Below are 16,006 nucleotides of genomic sequence, written 5' to 3' on the forward strand. Positions count from 1 at the left end.
CTGGAACATCGAAGGTAGGCGAGTCGAGTGGGCATGGTGACCGCGGCGGATCTCGCGCGCGAGCCGTTCTTCGAAGGCATGCGGAGCCTGGACCTGTCCAGGCTGGCGAAGGCGGGGCGGCACACCGACATCCCGGCGGGACGCCGCATGTTCGCGGAGGCCGCCCCGGCGGAGCGGTTCTGGCTCCTCCTGGACGGGATCGTGGCCGTGGACATGCGCGGCCCCGAGGGCGGGACGCTGGTCATCGACACCTTCGGGCCCGGATCGGTGGTGGGCTGGTCCTGGCTGTTCCGCCCGCACCGGTGGCGGTTCGGAGCCGTCGCGAGCACGCCGGTCCGGGCGATCGAGTTCGACGGCCGGCTGGTCCGGACGCTGAGCGCGGTCGACCCGGCGCTGGGCTACGAGCTGACGCGCCGCTTCGCCGAGCAGGTCGTCAGCCGCCTGGAGGCGACCCAGACGCGGCTCGCCCGGACCGCACCCGAGGCGCTGGGGCAGGCCGGCTAGACCGGCGCCCGACCCGATCGGCGCCCGATCCGATCGACCACCACGCCCGCCCGCCGGAGGCCGGGGCCGTGAACGGCCCCGGCCTCCGGCGGGCGGGTCGCGCGTTCTCGGCGCCTCCTCCGTTCAGCGCCTCCTCCGTTCAGAGGCCGGGCCGCCGCTCAGGCGTAGGGGCGGACGACGGCGACGGGGCAGTGGGCGTGGTGGACCACGCCGTGGCCGACCGACCCGAGCGGGAACGACCGGCCCCGGGACCCGACCACGACCAGGTCGGCGTCCGCGGAGGCCTGCGCGAGCATCTCCACGGGGTGGCCGATGACGACGTCCTCGACGACCTTGAGGTCCGGACGGCGCTCGCGCCACGGCGCCAGGGCCGCCGCCAGGCGGTCGTAGCGGGCGTTGGCGGCGAGCTGCACGTCCACCCCGGAGCCGACGGGGGGCGCGGCGGGCCGCCAGGCGTGCAGCACGCGCAGCCGGGCGTCCCGGGCGGCGGCCGCGGCGAACGCGTGGTCGAGCGCCGGTGCGGGGTCATCGGCCAGGTCCAGTCCGACCACGACCTCGCCGAGCGGGGTGTCCGAATGGCCCCGGACGATGACCACCGGGCCCGGGTAGTGCCCGGCCAGGTCCAGGCCGGTGGAGCCGAGCAGCAGCGAAGCGAAGCCGCCCCGACCGCGGTGGCCGACGACGACCTCGGCGGCCTCGCCGGTGTAGTGCCGCAGACCGCCCGCGACGGTCCGGTCGTGGACGAGCATGGTCTCGACCTTGAGATCGGGGTGCCGGCGCAGGGCGATGTCCCGTCCGGCGCGCAGCACCGGGTTCCACGAGTCCACGAGCGAGGCGACGTCGCCGCCGGTGTTCCCGGGCGCGGTCTTCGTGGGGGTCTCCAGGACGTGCAGGATGTGCAGCTCCTTGCCGAGGCGCGCGGCCTCCTCGGCGGCCCAGCCGATGGCGCGGTCGGAGGGGGCGGACCCGTCGGTTCCGACGAGGACGGCCGTTCTCTGTGTGGACATGTGCTTCTCCTGGGGGTACGGGGGTCAGCGACCGGCGGTGGGGGTGAGCGGCGGAAGCAGGAGCAGTTCGTGCGCCTGCCGCGCCGTCGGCGCCGTGCCGCCGCGGTCGGGGGTGTCCAGGGGAGTGCCCTCCAGGGCCGCGGCCAGCAGCCGGGCCGCTTCGGTCAGCGCGGCGACCTGCCGCTCCAGCACCGCGACGCGGTGTTCCAGAGCCGGGACGGACGAACCGTGAATGATCTGCCTCGCCATCGCGAAGCTCCTTAACCTCGGCGAGCCGCCCCGACGGCGGCCAACGGTGCCGACTCAAGCGTCGATCACGCGTCCGCGCGCCCGTAGGGACCTTGGTCCCCGCCTCGGCGGCGACGGTCCCCGCGCGTTCCGGACGCGGACCTCACGCCCGGTCGCCCGCGAGCAGGGCGATGCCCTCGAAGCCGGGCGTCCACCAGAGGCGGCCCTCGGACGACACGCCGAGCGCCTCGACCAGCGGGCAGGCCTCCGCCCAGGCCTGGGCCGCGTCGCCCATGACGAAGGCCGCGGTCGCGAGCGCGTCGACGTCGGTGAGGTGGCGTCCGACCAGCGTGACGGAGGCGAGGCCCGCGGCGGGACGCCCGGTGCGGGGGTCGATGATGTGCCGCCCGCGTTCGGCGGTGCCCGAGGTCGCGACGGCGATGTCGCCGCCGGACACGACGGCGATGAGCCCGTCGCGGTCGTGCGGGTCGGCGAGGCCGAGCCGCCAGGGTTCTCCGGGGCGGGCCTCGCCGCGCGCCTGGATGTCGCCGCCGCCGTTCACGCAGTGGTCGTGCGCCCCGGCCTCGTGCAGGATCGTCGACGCCCGCTCGATCGCCCAGCCCTTGACCAGGCCGCTGGGATCGAGCCGCCCCCCGGGTTCGCAGGTGAACGCGCCGCCGGTCAGCCGTCCGGTCTCCGCGCAGAGGCGCAGGACCTCGGCGACCTCGGGGTCGCAGTCGCCGAGCCCGGCGCGGCCGTCCGCCAGCCGCGTGATCTGGCTGTCGGGGCGGTAGGGGGAGAAGACGCGGTCGACGTGGTGCAGCCAGGCGACGGCCTCGGCGAGGCCCGCGGTGACGGCCGGCGAGCGCGGTGTGCGGATGTCGAAGGAGAACACCGTCCCCATCACATGCTCGACATGGCTGATCCCCTCAGGCACGGGCTTTGTCCAGAGCGCTCTGCAAGGAGGTGATGTACCCCTCGCTGGTGTAGGTGGCGCCGGAGACGGAGTCGATGCGCGCGTTGCCGGCCGCGAGGGCCTCCTTGGTCAGTTTGGGCAGGGCGAACGCGGCGATCTCGCGGTCGCGGCCGTTCTCCGACGGGGAGCGCAGGACGCGGACGCCGGTGAGGTGGCCCGAGGTCATCTTGATCTCGACCTGGACCGGGCCGTAGCGGGTGTCGACGGTCTGACCCCGGTAGGTCCCGTTCGCCAGGTTCGCCCCTCCGCCGCTCGACCCTCCGGTCGTCCCGGTGCCCGTCCCGCCGCCCGCGGTGGCGGGCGGGGTGGCGGGGGCCTGCTGATGGTGCGGCTTCAGCGACAGCAGGAGCACGACCCCCGCGATCGTCGCGCTCGTGGTGAACACGGCTCGGCGCATGTGGTGGGTCCCCTCAGAACTCGAAGGATTCGGTACGGACGTGGCGGCGCCGCACGCCCGCCTGCTTGAGTGCGCGGTGGGCGGCGGTCATCATGCCGGGAGGGCCGCACAGGTAGACGTCCCGGCGCCGGATGTCGGGGACGAGGCCGCGCAGCGCCCGGCCGGTCAGCGGCAGGGAGTACTGGGACGGCTCGTCCACGAAGTAGTAGGCCTGCGCGCCCCGCACGCGGGCGATGTCGTCCAGTTCGCCGCGCAGCGCCAGGTCCTCGGGGCGCCGGGCGAGGTAGACGAGGGTCACGTCGCCGGGCAGGGTCTCGAACAGCGTGCGGAGCGGGGTGATGCCGACGCCGCCGGCGATCAGCAGGGCCCGGTCGTGGCTCGGCCGCGCGCCGGTGAGCCCGCCGTAGGGCCCCTCCGCCCACACCCGCGTCCCGGGGCGGAGCCGGGCGAGGGCCCGGCTGTGGTCCCCGGCCTCCTTGACGGTGATCCGGAGCCGGTGCCCGCGGGCCGGTTCGGACAGCGAGTAGGGGTTGGCCGTCCACCAGTGGCCCGGGGCGAGGAACCGCCAGCGGAAGAACTGGCCCGGCTCGGCGCGCAGCTCGTCGAGGTGGCGGCCGCTCATGTAGACCGAGAAGACCCCGGGCGCCTCGGCCTGGACGTCGGTGACCCGCAGCCCGTGCCGGAGCCCGCGCACCGCGGGCACCAGGAACCGGAACCAGGCGAGGACGACGGCGACGCCGATGTACAGGGTGTACCAGGCGGCCTTGGCCCAGGGCGATCCGGCGAACTGGGCGCCGTTGGCGAGCTGGTGCGAGAACGCGAGGAAGATCGCCAGGTAGGTGGCGAAGTGCAGGTAGTGCCACGTCTCGTAGCGCATCCGCCGCCGGGCCGCCCTCGCGGAGGTGATGCCGACGCCGAGGAAGAGCAGGAACCCGAGCGTCCCCTTGAGCATCTCGGGGTAGTCGATGACCACCGTCGCCGTCTCGTGGACGACGTCGGTCTGGGCCGTGACCGCGTACCCCCAGATGATCAGGAGGGCGTGCGCCAGCGCGAGGAAGACGGTGTACCGCCCGCCCATCGCGTGCCAGCGCGCCAGCCGGTCGGTGCCGACCCCGCGCTCCAGCGCCGGCACGCGTGCCATCAGGGCCAGCAGGACGGCGCAGCCGTATCCCGCCAGCAGTCCGGTGACGCGCCCCGCCTCCGTCAGCCAGCCGTCGAGGCCGGTGACCGGGCCGGTGCTCCGCCACCACAGCGCCAGCACCGCCACGGCGCCGGCGTAGATCAGCACCTGCGGCCACCAGGGCGGGATACGCCACGCCGACCGCCGGGCCTGCTGGGGCGGCCGCATGATGTCGTACCTGGTCGTGGTCATGCCGGCCACCCTGCCAAGGCATTTTCTGTGTTCCCTCTGACACCATGGGAGAACGCGCATCTCAGAGCCTTTTCAGAAGAAAGGCAGAGGTTGGAGAGGGATGCTGAGCGGACCATGACGAACGACGAACCCGTGGTGGCGGGCTTGCAGCGGGCCGACGGGACACCCGTACGGGTCCTCGTGGTCGACGACGAACCGGATCTGGCGGAGGTGCTGTCGCGCGTCCTGGCCTCGGAGGGCTGGGCGGTGCGGACGGCCGGCGACGGCGCGGGCGCGCTCGCCGCCGCGCGCGACTTCCGCCCGGACGCGGTCGTGCTGGACGTGATGCTCCCCGACATCGACGGCCTGCAGGTGCTGCGGCGGCTGCGCGCCGACTCGCCCGACGTCTGCGTGCTGTTCCTGACCGCCAAGGACGCCGTCGAGGACCGCATCGCCGGCATCACCGCGGGCGGCGACGACTACGTGACCAAGCCGTTCAGCCTGGAGGAGGTCCTGGCGAGGCTGCGCGGGCTGCTGCGCCGGGCGGGCATGGCCCGGCAGGCGGGCGCCGGGCGGCTGCTCACCGTCGGCGGCCTGGCCATGGACGAGGACGCCCGGGAGGTGACCCGCGACGGCGAGGTCGTGGAGCTGACCCCCACCGAGTTCGAGCTGCTGCGCTTCCTGATGCGCAACCCGCGCCGGGTCCTCAGCAAGGCCCAGATCCTCGACCGCGTCTGGGACTACGACTTCGGCGGCCAGGCCCACGTCGTCGAGCTGTACATCAGCTACCTGCGCAAGAAGATCGACGCGGGCCGCGCGCCGATGATCCACACGGTGCGCGGGGTCGGGTACGTCCTGAAGCCGGGGGCTCCGTGAGGGGCCCGCGCACGCTGCGGGCCCGGCTCACCGCCGGACTGCTCGTCCTGCTGGCGCTGAGCTGCCTCGCCGTGGGGATCGCCACCGCGACCGCGCTCGACCGGTTCCTCGTCGGCCGGCTGGACGAGCAGCTCACCGCGTCCGGCGGGCGGTTCCCGGCGAGCCTGGAGCACGAGCGGCGCAAGGACGCCGACGACCGTCCCGACACCCGCGGGCAGGCGCCGGGGACGTTCGGCGCGCGGCTCTTCGGCCGCACGGTGACGGAGGCCGCGGTCGTGCACGACAGCTCCGACGAACCCGTGCCGCTCGACGCCGCCGACAGGCGCGCCCTGGCCGCCCTCCCGCCCGACGGCCGGGGGCGTTCGCTCGACCTGTCGGCGTTGGAGGAGTACCGGGTGATGGCGCTGCGCGGCGACGACGGGGACGTCCTGGTCACCGGCCTGCCGCTGCGGCCGGCCGAGGAGACGCTGCACCGCCTCATCATGGTGGAGGCGGTCGTGTTCGCGGCCGTGCTCGCCGCGGCCGGGATCGCGGCTGCGGCCTGGGTCCGGCTGGCCCTGCGCCCGCTGCGGCGGGTCGCCGCGACCGCGTCCCGGGTCACCGAGCTGCCGCTGGCCAGCGGCGAGGTGGCGATGCCCGAGCGCGTCCCCGACACCGACCCCCGCACCGAGGTCGGGCAGGTCGGCGCCGCGCTGAACCGGATGCTCGGCCACGTCGAGAACGCGCTGGCCCGGCGGCACGCCAGCGAGGAGCGGCTCCGGCGGTTCGCCGCCGACGCGAGCCACGAGCTGCGCACCCCGGTCGCCGCGATCCGCGGCCACGCCGAGCTCGCCCTGCGCATGCCCGAGCCCGTCCCGGACGAGGTGCGGCACGCGCTGGGGCGCATCGAGGCCGAGTCGGTCCGGATGTCCGAACTGGTCGACGACCTGCTGCTGCTCGCCCGCCTGGACGCCGGCCGCCCGCTGGAGGCGGACCCGGTCGACCTGACCCGCATCGTGCTCGACGCCACCGCCGACGCCCGTGCGGTCGGCCCGCGGCACCGCTGGGAGCTGGTGCTGCCGGAGGAACCGGTGACCGTCACCGGGGACGCGCGCCGGCTCCACCAGCTGGTCGCCAACCTGCTCGCCAACGCGCGCGCCCACACGCCCCCCGGCACGCACGTCACCGTGCGGCTCACCGTCCAGGGAGCCGCCGTCCTCCTCGACGTGGAGGACGACGGCCCCGGCATCCCGGCCGAGCTGCGCGAAGAGATCTTCCAGCGGTTCGTCCGCGCCGACAAGGGCCGGGCGCGCAGCGCGGGCGGCACGGGCCTCGGGCTGGCCATCGTCCAGGCGGTGGCCGCCGCCCACGGCGGCCGCGCCGAACTCGTCGCCGGAGAGCACACGATCTTCCGCGTGACGCTCCCGATCTCGAAGGCCGAAGCCCCGTAGCGGGGCTCCGGCCCTGGAGTCCGGCGCTCGCGGCGCGCCGGCGACCGTGTGCTCCTACAGCGGAGCGCCCTCGCCGGTGGCGGTGGTGTGCCCGCGAGCCCTGCGGCGGGTCTCCCTGTACTGGGCGGTGCTCTCCACTCGGGCGCGCAGGCGGGTGCCGGCCAGACTGATCGCCTCCGGCATCGAGGCCGCCGCGGCGTGGGCGTTGACCGGCAGGCCGTTGAGGTCGACCCGGAACGAGGCCAGGTAGGGCCGGGGGACGGCCGGGTCGTGGAGAACGCTGAGCATGGCCTTCGCGTACAGGACGGGACGCGGGGCGTGAGCCAGCGCTCGGGCGACGGTCTCGCGCGCCCGCCGCAGGTCCTCCTGCGAAACGTCATTGCTGGTCGCGAACTGGATGTCGAGCTCGTTCGGGGCTGTGGCGGGCAACGTGGGCCTCCCTATTCGCACGGGCCGGTGACACCAGCATTGGGCTCGTGCAGGGGGCGCCCCAGGGACTTTGGTCCTTCCGGGCGCGGCCTTAGGACCGCCCTGGGGTCAGCCGAGAGCCAGGATCCGCATGGCCAGGCGGGCGGTCCGGCCGCCCTCCTGCTCCGCCACACCGAGCGCCGTCCGCACGTCGAGGTCGTCGAGGAGCGCCCGCTCCACGGCCGCCTCGGCCGCGGTGGAGGAGTTCCCCCGGCCCGCCGCGACATGCAGCCGCTCCAGGTCCGCCGCGGCGCGGTCGAGGGCGCCGGGCGTGTAGTCCCACTCCCGCGCCCAGGGCTCGGTGAGGAGCATGAACCGGACGGCCGCGGCCGGGTGGTCCTGGACCAGGTCGGAGACCAGCACCAGGTTCCCGGTGGACTTGGCCATCTTGGCGCCGTCCCGGCACACCATGCCCACGTGCAGCCAGGCTCGGGAGAACGGCCGTACGCCCGTCAACGCCTCGGCCATGGCGGCCTCGTAGGCGTGGTGGGGGAACCGCAGGTCGGCGCCGCCCGCGTGCAGGTCCAGAGCCGGGCCGAACGCCGTCATGGCCATCGCGGCGCACTCGGCGTGCCAGCCGGGCCGGCCGGCGCTCCAGGGGCTGGGCCAGGCGGGCTCGCCCGACCGCGACGGCCGCCACACCGCGACGTCGAACGGGTGCTCCTTGCCGGGATCGTCGGGTGCGTCGCCGTACTCGGCGAGGAGGTCGTGGGCCTGGCCGGCTTCGAGGCCTGCGCGCTGCGGGACGTCTCCGCCCCGGAACAGGACCGCGCCGTCCCGGACGTAGGCGAGGCCTGCGGCGAGGAGGCCCTGGGCGAGCGCGACGACCTCGCTGACATGAGTGTGGGCGCGGGGCTGGAGGTCGACGGCGTGGACGCCGAGCACCTCCAGGTCGCGTTCGAAGTAGAACTGCTGGACGGCGGCGAAGCTGTCGTACGGACTGCCCGCGCGATGCGCCGCCTGGTCCAGCACGTCGTCGACGTCGGTGACGTTGCGGCACACGCGCACCTCGGCGCCGGCGTGCCGCAGGACGCGTGCGGCGACGTCGGCCCAGACGAAGGTGCGGGCATGGCCGAGATGGGTCGCGTCGTAGGGGGTGATCCCGCAGACGTACATGCGGGCGGGGCCGACGACCGGGAGGGGCCGGCCGCCGATCCGGAGGGTGCGATCGGGTGCGTTGAGATCCACGAGAGCGCCGTTCGTCAGGGTGGCAGGGCACCTTACTCCCTCCCGTCCTACCCCGGGCGAGGCTTCGCGGCCGGGGGACGAAGGTCCCGATGACCGGTGACCTTGGGGCGCTGACCCGCCGGGCCGCCCCGTCCGACGCTGGGGGCATGACCGAGAGCCTTTCCGGCGCGCGCGTGTTCGCGCTGCTGACCGATGGAACGCAGGTCGAGATCAGGCGGCTGGGCGAGGCGGACCGGGAGGCGGTGCGCGACCTGCACCGCGGGCTGCGGGAAGAGAGCCTCTACCTGCGGTTCTTCGGCCTCAACCGGGCCGTGGCCGAGCAGGTCGCGGCGCGGGTCTGCCGCGCGGACGGCGCGGGCCACGCGGCGCTCGGCGCGTGGCTGCACGGCGAACTGGTCGGCGTGGCCGAGTACGAACCGACCGACGTGCCGGGCGAGGCCGAGTTCGCGATGGCGGTCGCCGACCGGATGCACCACCGGGGGGTCGGCACGCTGCTGCTGGAGCACCTCGGATCCCTGGCCCGCTCCCAGGGGATCGTGGCCTTCCGCGCCGACACGCTCGCGGAGAACACCGCGATGCTGCGCGTCTTCGCCGACGCCGGGATGGCGGCGCGGCGCCGCTCCGCGGGGAACGTGGTCGAGCTGACGCTGCCGCTGGTCTCCGACGAGGCGTACCTGGACGCGGTGGCCGAACGGGAGCGGCGCGCGGACGTGGCGAGCCTGGAGCCGCTGCTGCGGCCGCGGACGGTCGCGGTCGTCGGGGCCTCCCGGCGGCCGGGGACGGTCGGGGCCGAGATCCTGCGCAACATCCTCTCCGCCGGGTTCGAGGGCGCCGTGTACGCGGTGAACCCGCACGCCGCCGGTGGCGACCTGCACGGGGCGCCCTGCGTGGCGACGCCCGCCGACCTTCCGGAGCGGCCCGACCTCGCGGTCGTCACCGTGCCCGCGGGCGCCGTGGTCCGCGCGGCGGCCGAGTGCGGGCGCGGCGGGGCCCGCGCGCTGGTGGTGGTCAGCTCCGGGCTCACCGTCGTCCAGGGGCGCGACCTGCTGGCGGTCTGCCGGGAGCACGGCATGCGGCTGGTCGGCCCGAACTGCCTGGGGACGGCCAACACCGCGATCTCGCTCGACGCGACGTTCGGCGCCGCGCATCCCGTCCCCGGGAGCGCGGGCGTCGTGGTGCAGTCGGGCGGTGTCGGGATCGCGCTGCTGGAGCAACTGTCGCGGCTGGGGATCGGGATCTCCTCATTCGCCTCGGTTGGGGACAAGTACGACGTCAGCGCGAACGACCTGCTCATGTGGTGGGAGTCGGACGAGACGACCCGGGTGGGGATCCTGCACGTGGAGTCGTTCGGCAACCCGCGCAAGTTCGCCAGGACGGCGCGGCGGGTGGCGGCCCGGATGCCGCTGCTGACCGTCCTCGCGGGGCGTTCGGCGCCCGGCACGCGGGCGGCGGCCTCCCACACCGCGGCCGCCGCCACCCCGGAGATCACGCGGCGGGCCCTGTTCCGGCAGGCGGGCATCGTCGCCACCGACGACCTCGGGGAACTGGTGGACGCGGCGGCGCTGCTGGCGACCCAGCCGCTCCCGGCCGGGCCGCGCGTCGCGGTGGTGTCCAACGCGGGCGGGGCGGGGGTCCTCGCGGCCGACGCCTGCGCCGACGCGGGGCTCACGGTCCCGGTCCTCGGGCCGGCCACCCGGCGCCGCCTCTCCGCGATGCTGCCCCCCTGCGCGGCGGTCTCCAACCCCGTCGACACCACGGCCGCGGTCTCCGCCGAGCTGTTCCGGGAGGCCCTCGACGCGGTCGCCGCGGACGAGTCCGTCGACGCCGTCCTGGCGCTCGTGGCGCCCACGGCGCTCGCCGATCTGCGCGGCGCGCTCGGCGGCGGCGGCAAACCGGTCGCCGCCGTCGTGCTGGGGCAGGCCGAGACCGTCAGGGTCAACGAGATGGGCGTCCCCTGCTACGCCTATCCGGAGAACGCCGTCCGCGCGTTCGCACGCGCCTTCTCCTACGCGCGGCGGCGGGGCCTGCCTCCCGGCGCGCCCCCCGTGCTGCCGGGCCTGCTGCCGGTGGAGGCGGCGGCCGTCATCGACGAGTTCCTGTCGACGGAGCCGGAGGGCGGCTGGCTGCCGCCCGTCGGCGCCTTCCGGCTGCTGGAGTCCTACGGGCTCCCCCTCGCCCCCTGGTGCTGGGCGCGGACCGAGGACGAGGCCGCCTCGGCGGCCCGCGAGATGGGCGTCCCGGTGGCGATGAAGGCGCACGTGCCCGGCGTCGTGCACAAGACGGCGGCGGGAGCGCTCCGGCTGGGCCTGGACGGGGAGCGGGAGGTACGAGAAGCCTTCCGGGGCCTCGCCGGCCGGTTCGGCGACGACCTGGAGGGCGTGGTCGTCCAGGCCATGGTGGACGAGGGCGTCGAGGTGCTGTGCGGCGCCGTCCAGGAAGAGGTTTTCGGGGCCGTCGTGGTCTTCGGAGCGGGCGGCATCGACACCGACGCACTGGCGGACCGCACCGCGCGCCTCGCCCCGCTGACCGCGCAGGAGGCCGACGACCTGATCCGCGAGCCGCGCCTGTCGGCCCTGCTGCTCGGCCATCCAGCCCGCCCGCCCGGCGACGTCGCCGGCCTGCGCGAGGCCCTGCTGCGGCTGTCCAGGCTGGCGGCCGACCACCCCGAGATCGCCGAACTCGACCTCAACCCCACCGTCGTCCGCCCGGACGGGGTGGTGGCCGTCGACGCCCGCGTCAAGGTCGTGCCCCGGCGCGCCTGGGACCCCTACCTGCGCCGCCTCCGCTGAAGGGGACGAGATCGTGAGACATCACCAGGAGACCGTGCGGCACCACCACCAGGGCCCCGAAACCGCCGCGGACGAGGCCGTCTCGACCGCCGACCCGCGCGAGCCCCTGCCCCGGCTCCGCAAGGAACTGCGGACGGGGGAGCGCGGGCTGTCCGAGCGCGAGGCGGCCCGCAGGCTGGCGGTCTACGGCGCCAACCAGGTCCGGCGGCGCGAGAAGCGGTCCCTGGCCAGGCTGCTGTCCGCCCAGTTCCTCCACCCGCTGGCGCTGCTGCTGTGGGGCGCGGCCCTGCTGGCGTTCGTGGCGGGCATGGCGGTGCTGGGCTGGGCGATCCTGGCCGTGATCCTGGTGAACGCGGTGTTCGCGCTGCTCCAGGAGCACCAGGCCGAGCGGGCCGTCGAGGCGCTGGCGGCCTACCTGCCGGAGAAGGCCCACGTCGTCAGGGACGGGACGGCGCGGGCGGTGGAGGTCACCGGCCTCGTCCCGGGAGACCTGATCCTCCTGGAGGAGGGCGACAAGGTCCCCGCCGACGCCCGGCTCACCGAAGGGGCCCTGGAACTCGACCTGTCGATGCTGACCGGCGAGTCGGCGCCCGTGGACAGGGTGGCGGCGCCGGCCGAGCAGGGCGTCGCCCTGCTCCACGAGCCCAACCTGGTGTTCTCCGGGACGACCTGCACCGGGGGAGAGGCGCGGGCGATCGTGTTCGCGACCGGCGGGCACACCGAGCTCGGCCGCATCGCCGCGCTCAGCCAGCGCGCGCCCCGCGGGGAGAGCCCGCTGGAGGCCCAGGTCAAGAGGGTCGCCTGGCTGATCGCCGCGGTCGCGGTCGGGATGGGCGTGGTGTTCCTGCTGATCGGGGCGCTGGTCGGCCTGCCGCTGACCGACGCCCTCATGTTCGCGATCGGGCTGCTGGTCGCCAACGTCCCCGAGGGCCTCCTGCCGACCATCACCCTCGCGCTGGCGGTCGGGGTCCGGGTCCTCGCCCGGCAGGGCGCGGTCGTCAAGCGGCTCAGCGCCGTCGAGACGCTCGGCTCCACCAACGTCATCTGCACCGACAAGACCGGCACCCTCACGCAGAACCGGATGCGGCTCCAGGCGTACTGGACCCCGGACGGCGGCACGGTCACGGCGCCGGAGCGACCGCCGCCCGCCGAGCTGGCGCGGGCGATGACCGAGTGCACCACGGTCTCCTACGACGAGGCCGGCGACCTGCAGGGCGACCCGACCGAGATCGCCCTCGTCCTGGGCGGCGGCCCCGACGCGCCCGCCCGCCTCACGGCGCGCGACGACCGGCGCCGGGCCGCCTTCCGGTTCGACGCCCGCCTGCGGATGATGTCCGTCGTCGCCCGGCGCGACGACCACCTGGCCGTGTACGCCAAGGGCGCGCCCGAGGCCGTGCTGGCCCGCTGCTCCGGCGCGGACCGGCACGCGGTCATGGACGTCGTCGACGAGCTCGCACGCCGGGGCCTGCGGGTGCTGGCGGTCGCCGACCGGGACCTGCCGCCCGGCGCCGCCCCGCCGGAACGGCGGGAGGACGCCGAGACCGGGCTGCGCCTCCTCGGGCTCGTCGGGCTGTACGACCCGCCGCGCCCGGAGGTCGCGGACGCCGTGCGCCGCTGCCACGGCGCGGGGCTGCGCGTCCACATCGTCACCGGCGACAACGGCGCCACCGCCGCGGCCGTCGCCGCGGAGGCCGGCATCGGCGTCCCGCGCCTGCGCGTGGTCGCCGAGTCGGAGAAGGTGCACGACCACGAGCTGGACGAGCTGCTGACCGGCGACGACGAGATCGTCTTCGCGCGGTCGTCGCCGGAGACCAAGCTCAAGGTCGCCGACGCGCTGCGCGCCCACGGCCGGATCGTGGCGATGACCGGGGACGGCGCCAACGACGCCCCGGCCCTGCACCAGGCCCATATCGGCGTGGCGATGGGGCGCTCGGGCACCGACGTCGCCCGCGAGGCGTCCACGATGGTCCTGACCGACGACAACTTCGCCACGATCGTGACCGCCGTCGAATCCGGCCGGCGCGTCTACGACAACGTCCGCAAGTTCATCCTCTACATCTTCGCCCACGCCGTCCCGGAGATCGTCCCGTTCCTGGTGTTCGCGCTCAGCGGCGGCCTGGTGCCGCTGCCCCTCACGGTCCTGCAGATCCTCGCGATCGACCTCGGCACCGAGACGCTCCCGGCGCTGGCCCTCGGCCGCGAACCCGCCGAACCCGGCATCATGGACCGTCCGCCCCGCCCGTCGTCCCAGGGCGTCATCTCCCGGGACATGCTGATCCGCGCGTGGGGATACCTCGGCCTGATCTCCGCCGTCCTGGTCATGTCGGTGTTCTTCTACACGCTGTGGCGGGCCGGCTGGCATCCCGGCGACCCGACCGGCACGGGCGCCCCCCTCCACCACGCCTACCTGACCGCCACCACCGCGACGTTCGCGGGCCTGGTCACCTGCCAGATCGGCACCGCCATGGCCTCCCGCACCGACCACGCGTCCCTCCGCGAGGTGGGGCTCACCACCAACCCGCTCCTGCTGGCCGGCATCGCCTTCGAGGTCCTGTTCGCCGCCGCCCTGATCTACCTGCCGCCCTTCCAGCACCTCTTCGGCACCGCCGCCCTCCCGCCGGACGTCCTGGGCATCATCGCCGCGTTCCCCGTCATCGTCTGGGCGGCCGACGAGTACCGCCGCCACCGCCGCCGCGCCCGTGCCGTCCCGGCGCCGAGCGCCGGCTGACCAGGGGCCCGGGCCGACGCGCCCGCCCGGGCGGTGGAGGGCGGTCCCGCGGTTTCAGACCGTGGGATGCGCGGCCCGCGCCGCTTCCTTGAGGAGCTCGTCGACGCCGTCGCGGATCCCCGCGCACAGGGTCCGCAGATCGGGGAGCGCGTCGTGGTCGCCGGTGATCCCGAACGACAGGACGCCGTCGTAGGAGACGATGCCGACGGACACGCGCAGCCCGGCGACGATCGGGATGTAGGGGTCCATCTCCAGCATCCGCCGCCCCATCGCGTACAGCGGGAAGGAGGGGCCGGGGACGTTGGTGACGATCGTGTGGACCAGCGGCTGCCGCAGCCGCAGCGCCGTGTGCGCCGCCACCGAGAACAGCCCGGGGGCGCCCCCGAGGAGCTGGAGGAAGGCGTCGAGTCCGGCGGCCTGGTCCGCGCTCTTCGCGCCGTCCATCTGCTCGCGCAGCAGCCGCAGGCGGCGCACGGGGTCCGGCTCCCCGCAGGGCAGGTCGGCCAGGACCGCCGACACCCGGTTCGCCAGGACCCCGCGCTCGTCGGCCGACCGGACCGAGACGGGCACCAGCGCGCGGACGGTCGAGTCCGCGGTGAGCTCGCCGCGGGCGGCCAGCAGCGTCCGGAAGCCGGAGGCCGTCGCGGCGAGCGCGACGTCGTTGACCGAGCCGCCGAAGGCGCGCCTGATCCGGGCCACCTCGTCCAGGCCGGCGGAGGTCCGCGACCAGCGCCGGAGCGGGACGGTCGGGCCGTTGAGGGAGGACGCGCCGGGGCCGCTGAGGCGCGCGGCGTAGCCGGGCACCGCGCTCGCGACGGTGATCGAGTCGCGCAGGGCCGGGACGAAGAGCCGGGCGGCCTGCCGCCCGAGCCCCTTCAGCCGGTCCGCCACGGCGCTGCGGACGACCGCCCGCCCGGACGGCTCCGGCGCGGGCGTCCACAGCCGGGGGTCGGCGGGCGACCAGCCGGGGCCGGCGTCGAGCAGCACGCCCAGCAGGTCGATCCCGGCCAGCCCGTCGACCATGCAGTGGTGCACCTTGGAGATCAGCGCCCAGCGGCCGTCCCGCAGGCCCTCGACCAGCCACACCTCCCAGGGGGAGCGGGTGAGGTCCAGCCGCCGGCCGAGGACGTCGCCCGCCAGCTCCTGCAGCTCCTCCGGGCCGCCGGGCGCGGGCGCCTCCACGTGCCGGACGTGGTCGGCCATCCGGAAGCGGCGGTCGTCGACCCAGACCGGGTGCGCGAGGCGGAGCGGGACCGTCCGGACGCGCTGCCGGCAGCGGGGCGCGAACCGGAGCCGGGCGAAGATCTCCCGCTCCAGCTCCGCGTGGCCGGGGGCGGGGCCCTCGAACACCGTCACGGTGCCGATCTGGAGCGGCGTCGTGTCGTTCTCGGCGAAGAACATCCCCGCGTCCAGCGCGTTCATCCGCTGCATCGTGCACCTCCGGCGTGCGGTCTCCGGCCTGCTAGGCCGAGCGGGAGCGGCGGTCGAAGTCGGCCCATTCCTCCTCCCACCGGCGGTAGCGGCGCCTGTCGCAGCGCCGGCGGACCAGCAGGTAGAGGGTGAGCAGCGGCAGCCCCGCCACCGCCGCGGTCGCCGCGCCGGCCGACGCGTCGTCGCCGATCGTCCGCACGTGCTTCCGCGGTCCGGTCTCGCCGAGACCGCCGTGTGGTCCCGCCCACAGTTCGCGCCGCTCGCCGAGCCGCGTCGCCTTCCAACTCGTGTAGTGGCCGGTCCGCATCGCACCGTCCGGTCCGGTCCAGACCACGGACACGTCGCGCCCGGACTCCAGCGGCCTGACCCCGACCACCGTCGCCTCGACCCGGTGGCGCGTCGCGGCCTCGTACCGCTCGGCTCGGACCCCCGCCGTGTGGACGGACCGGACGGCGTGCGCGCAGGCGATCGGGGCGACGACCAGGAAGACCAGGAGCAGGAGCAGCCCGACCCGCCACTGGACCCGGTCCACGCGGCGGCGCAGGGGGTTGCCGTCGAACCCGCAGCGGCGCCGCAAGCGGTCCGCGCGCGTCTGCGTCATGGCCTGCTCCCCGGGTCGATGCCCGAACGACC

At 75.3% G+C, this 16,006-nt stretch carries 14 protein-coding genes; 5 read left to right on the forward strand and 9 right to left on the reverse strand.

The features are described from left to right. Window positions 1-33 precede the first annotated feature (33 nt). Complete coding sequence (locus AB0C21_RS17005) at window positions 34-504, forward strand: Crp/Fnr family transcriptional regulator (RefSeq protein ID WP_500205335.1); 471 nt, start codon at window positions 34-36, stop codon at window positions 502-504. Window positions 505-662: 158 nt separating this feature from the next. On the opposite strand, the gene AB0C21_RS17010 is transcribed toward AB0C21_RS17005, so the two are convergent. From AB0C21_RS17010 to AB0C21_RS17030, 5 genes are all read right to left on the reverse strand, one after another. Further along, window positions 663-1,511, reverse strand: coding sequence for a universal stress protein (locus AB0C21_RS17010; protein WP_500205057.1), 849 nt, complete (start codon window positions 1,509-1,511; stop codon window positions 663-665). A 24-nt stretch (window positions 1,512-1,535) separates the two neighbouring features. Continuing rightward, window positions 1,536-1,760 carry a hypothetical protein gene (locus AB0C21_RS17015; RefSeq protein ID WP_149257043.1) on the reverse strand — a complete coding sequence of 75 codons (225 nt, stop codon included), beginning with the start codon at window positions 1,758-1,760 and terminating at the stop codon, window positions 1,536-1,538. A gap of 142 nt (window positions 1,761-1,902) precedes the next feature. Beyond that, window positions 1,903-2,676: an FAD:protein FMN transferase gene (locus tag AB0C21_RS17020; protein WP_500205058.1), complete on the reverse strand. Its 774-nt coding sequence runs from the start codon at window positions 2,674-2,676 to the stop codon at window positions 1,903-1,905. Next, entirely contained in the window at window positions 2,669-3,112 is a 444-nt protein-coding gene (locus AB0C21_RS17025) for an FMN-binding protein (RefSeq protein ID WP_500205059.1), read from the reverse strand. Before AB0C21_RS17025 ends, AB0C21_RS17020 begins: the two co-directional genes overlap by 8 nt. A 13-nt stretch (window positions 3,113-3,125) precedes the next feature. Then, window positions 3,126-4,484 carry a ferredoxin reductase family protein gene (locus AB0C21_RS17030; protein ID WP_500205060.1) on the reverse strand — a complete coding sequence of 453 codons (1,359 nt, stop codon included), beginning with the start codon at window positions 4,482-4,484 and terminating at the stop codon, window positions 3,126-3,128. A 114-nt stretch (window positions 4,485-4,598) separates the two neighbouring features. On the opposite strand from AB0C21_RS17030, the gene AB0C21_RS17035 reads away from it, so the two are divergent. Next, complete coding sequence (locus AB0C21_RS17035) at window positions 4,599-5,339, forward strand: response regulator transcription factor (RefSeq protein WP_353818826.1); 741 nt, start codon at window positions 4,599-4,601, stop codon at window positions 5,337-5,339. Further along, complete coding sequence (locus AB0C21_RS17040; protein ID WP_500205061.1) at window positions 5,336-6,769, forward strand: sensor histidine kinase; 1,434 nt, start codon at window positions 5,336-5,338, stop codon at window positions 6,767-6,769. Before AB0C21_RS17035 ends, AB0C21_RS17040 begins: the two co-directional genes overlap by 4 nt. 54 nt (window positions 6,770-6,823) lie before the next feature. Here the strand turns inward: AB0C21_RS17040 and AB0C21_RS17045 are convergent, their stop codons facing one another. Beyond that, window positions 6,824-7,198: a hypothetical protein gene (locus tag AB0C21_RS17045; RefSeq protein WP_500205062.1), complete on the reverse strand. Its 375-nt coding sequence runs from the start codon at window positions 7,196-7,198 to the stop codon at window positions 6,824-6,826. 108 nt (window positions 7,199-7,306) lie between these two features. Continuing rightward, window positions 7,307-8,425 (reverse strand): class I tRNA ligase family protein, encoded by a 1,119-nt coding sequence (locus AB0C21_RS17050; protein WP_500205063.1) that lies wholly within the window; start codon window positions 8,423-8,425, stop codon window positions 7,307-7,309. A gap of 146 nt (window positions 8,426-8,571) precedes the next feature. Between AB0C21_RS17050 and AB0C21_RS17055 the strand changes: the two genes are divergently transcribed. Further along, window positions 8,572-11,214 (forward strand): bifunctional acetate--CoA ligase family protein/GNAT family N-acetyltransferase, encoded by a 2,643-nt coding sequence (locus AB0C21_RS17055; protein WP_500205064.1) that lies wholly within the window; start codon window positions 8,572-8,574, stop codon window positions 11,212-11,214. A 13-nt stretch (window positions 11,215-11,227) separates the two neighbouring features. After that, a complete protein-coding gene (locus tag AB0C21_RS17060) occupies window positions 11,228-13,942 on the forward strand; it encodes a cation-translocating P-type ATPase (RefSeq protein WP_500205065.1) in 2,715 nt (904 codons plus the stop codon). Window positions 13,943-13,996: 54 nt separating this feature from the next. On the opposite strand, the gene AB0C21_RS17065 is transcribed toward AB0C21_RS17060, so the two are convergent. Together AB0C21_RS17065 and AB0C21_RS17070 are read right to left on the reverse strand one after the other, a co-directional pair. Beyond that, window positions 13,997-15,373, reverse strand: coding sequence for a wax ester/triacylglycerol synthase family O-acyltransferase (locus AB0C21_RS17065; RefSeq protein ID WP_500205066.1), 1,377 nt, complete (start codon window positions 15,371-15,373; stop codon window positions 13,997-13,999). A gap of 31 nt (window positions 15,374-15,404) precedes the next feature. Next, complete coding sequence (locus AB0C21_RS17070) at window positions 15,405-15,974, reverse strand: Rv1733c family protein (RefSeq protein ID WP_500205067.1); 570 nt, start codon at window positions 15,972-15,974, stop codon at window positions 15,405-15,407. Window positions 15,975-16,006: the final 32 nt, after the last annotated feature.

Source organism: Spirillospora sp. NPDC049024 (assembly GCF_040649235.1).
Classification (GTDB): Bacteria; Actinomycetota; Actinomycetes; order Streptosporangiales; family Streptosporangiaceae; genus Spirillospora.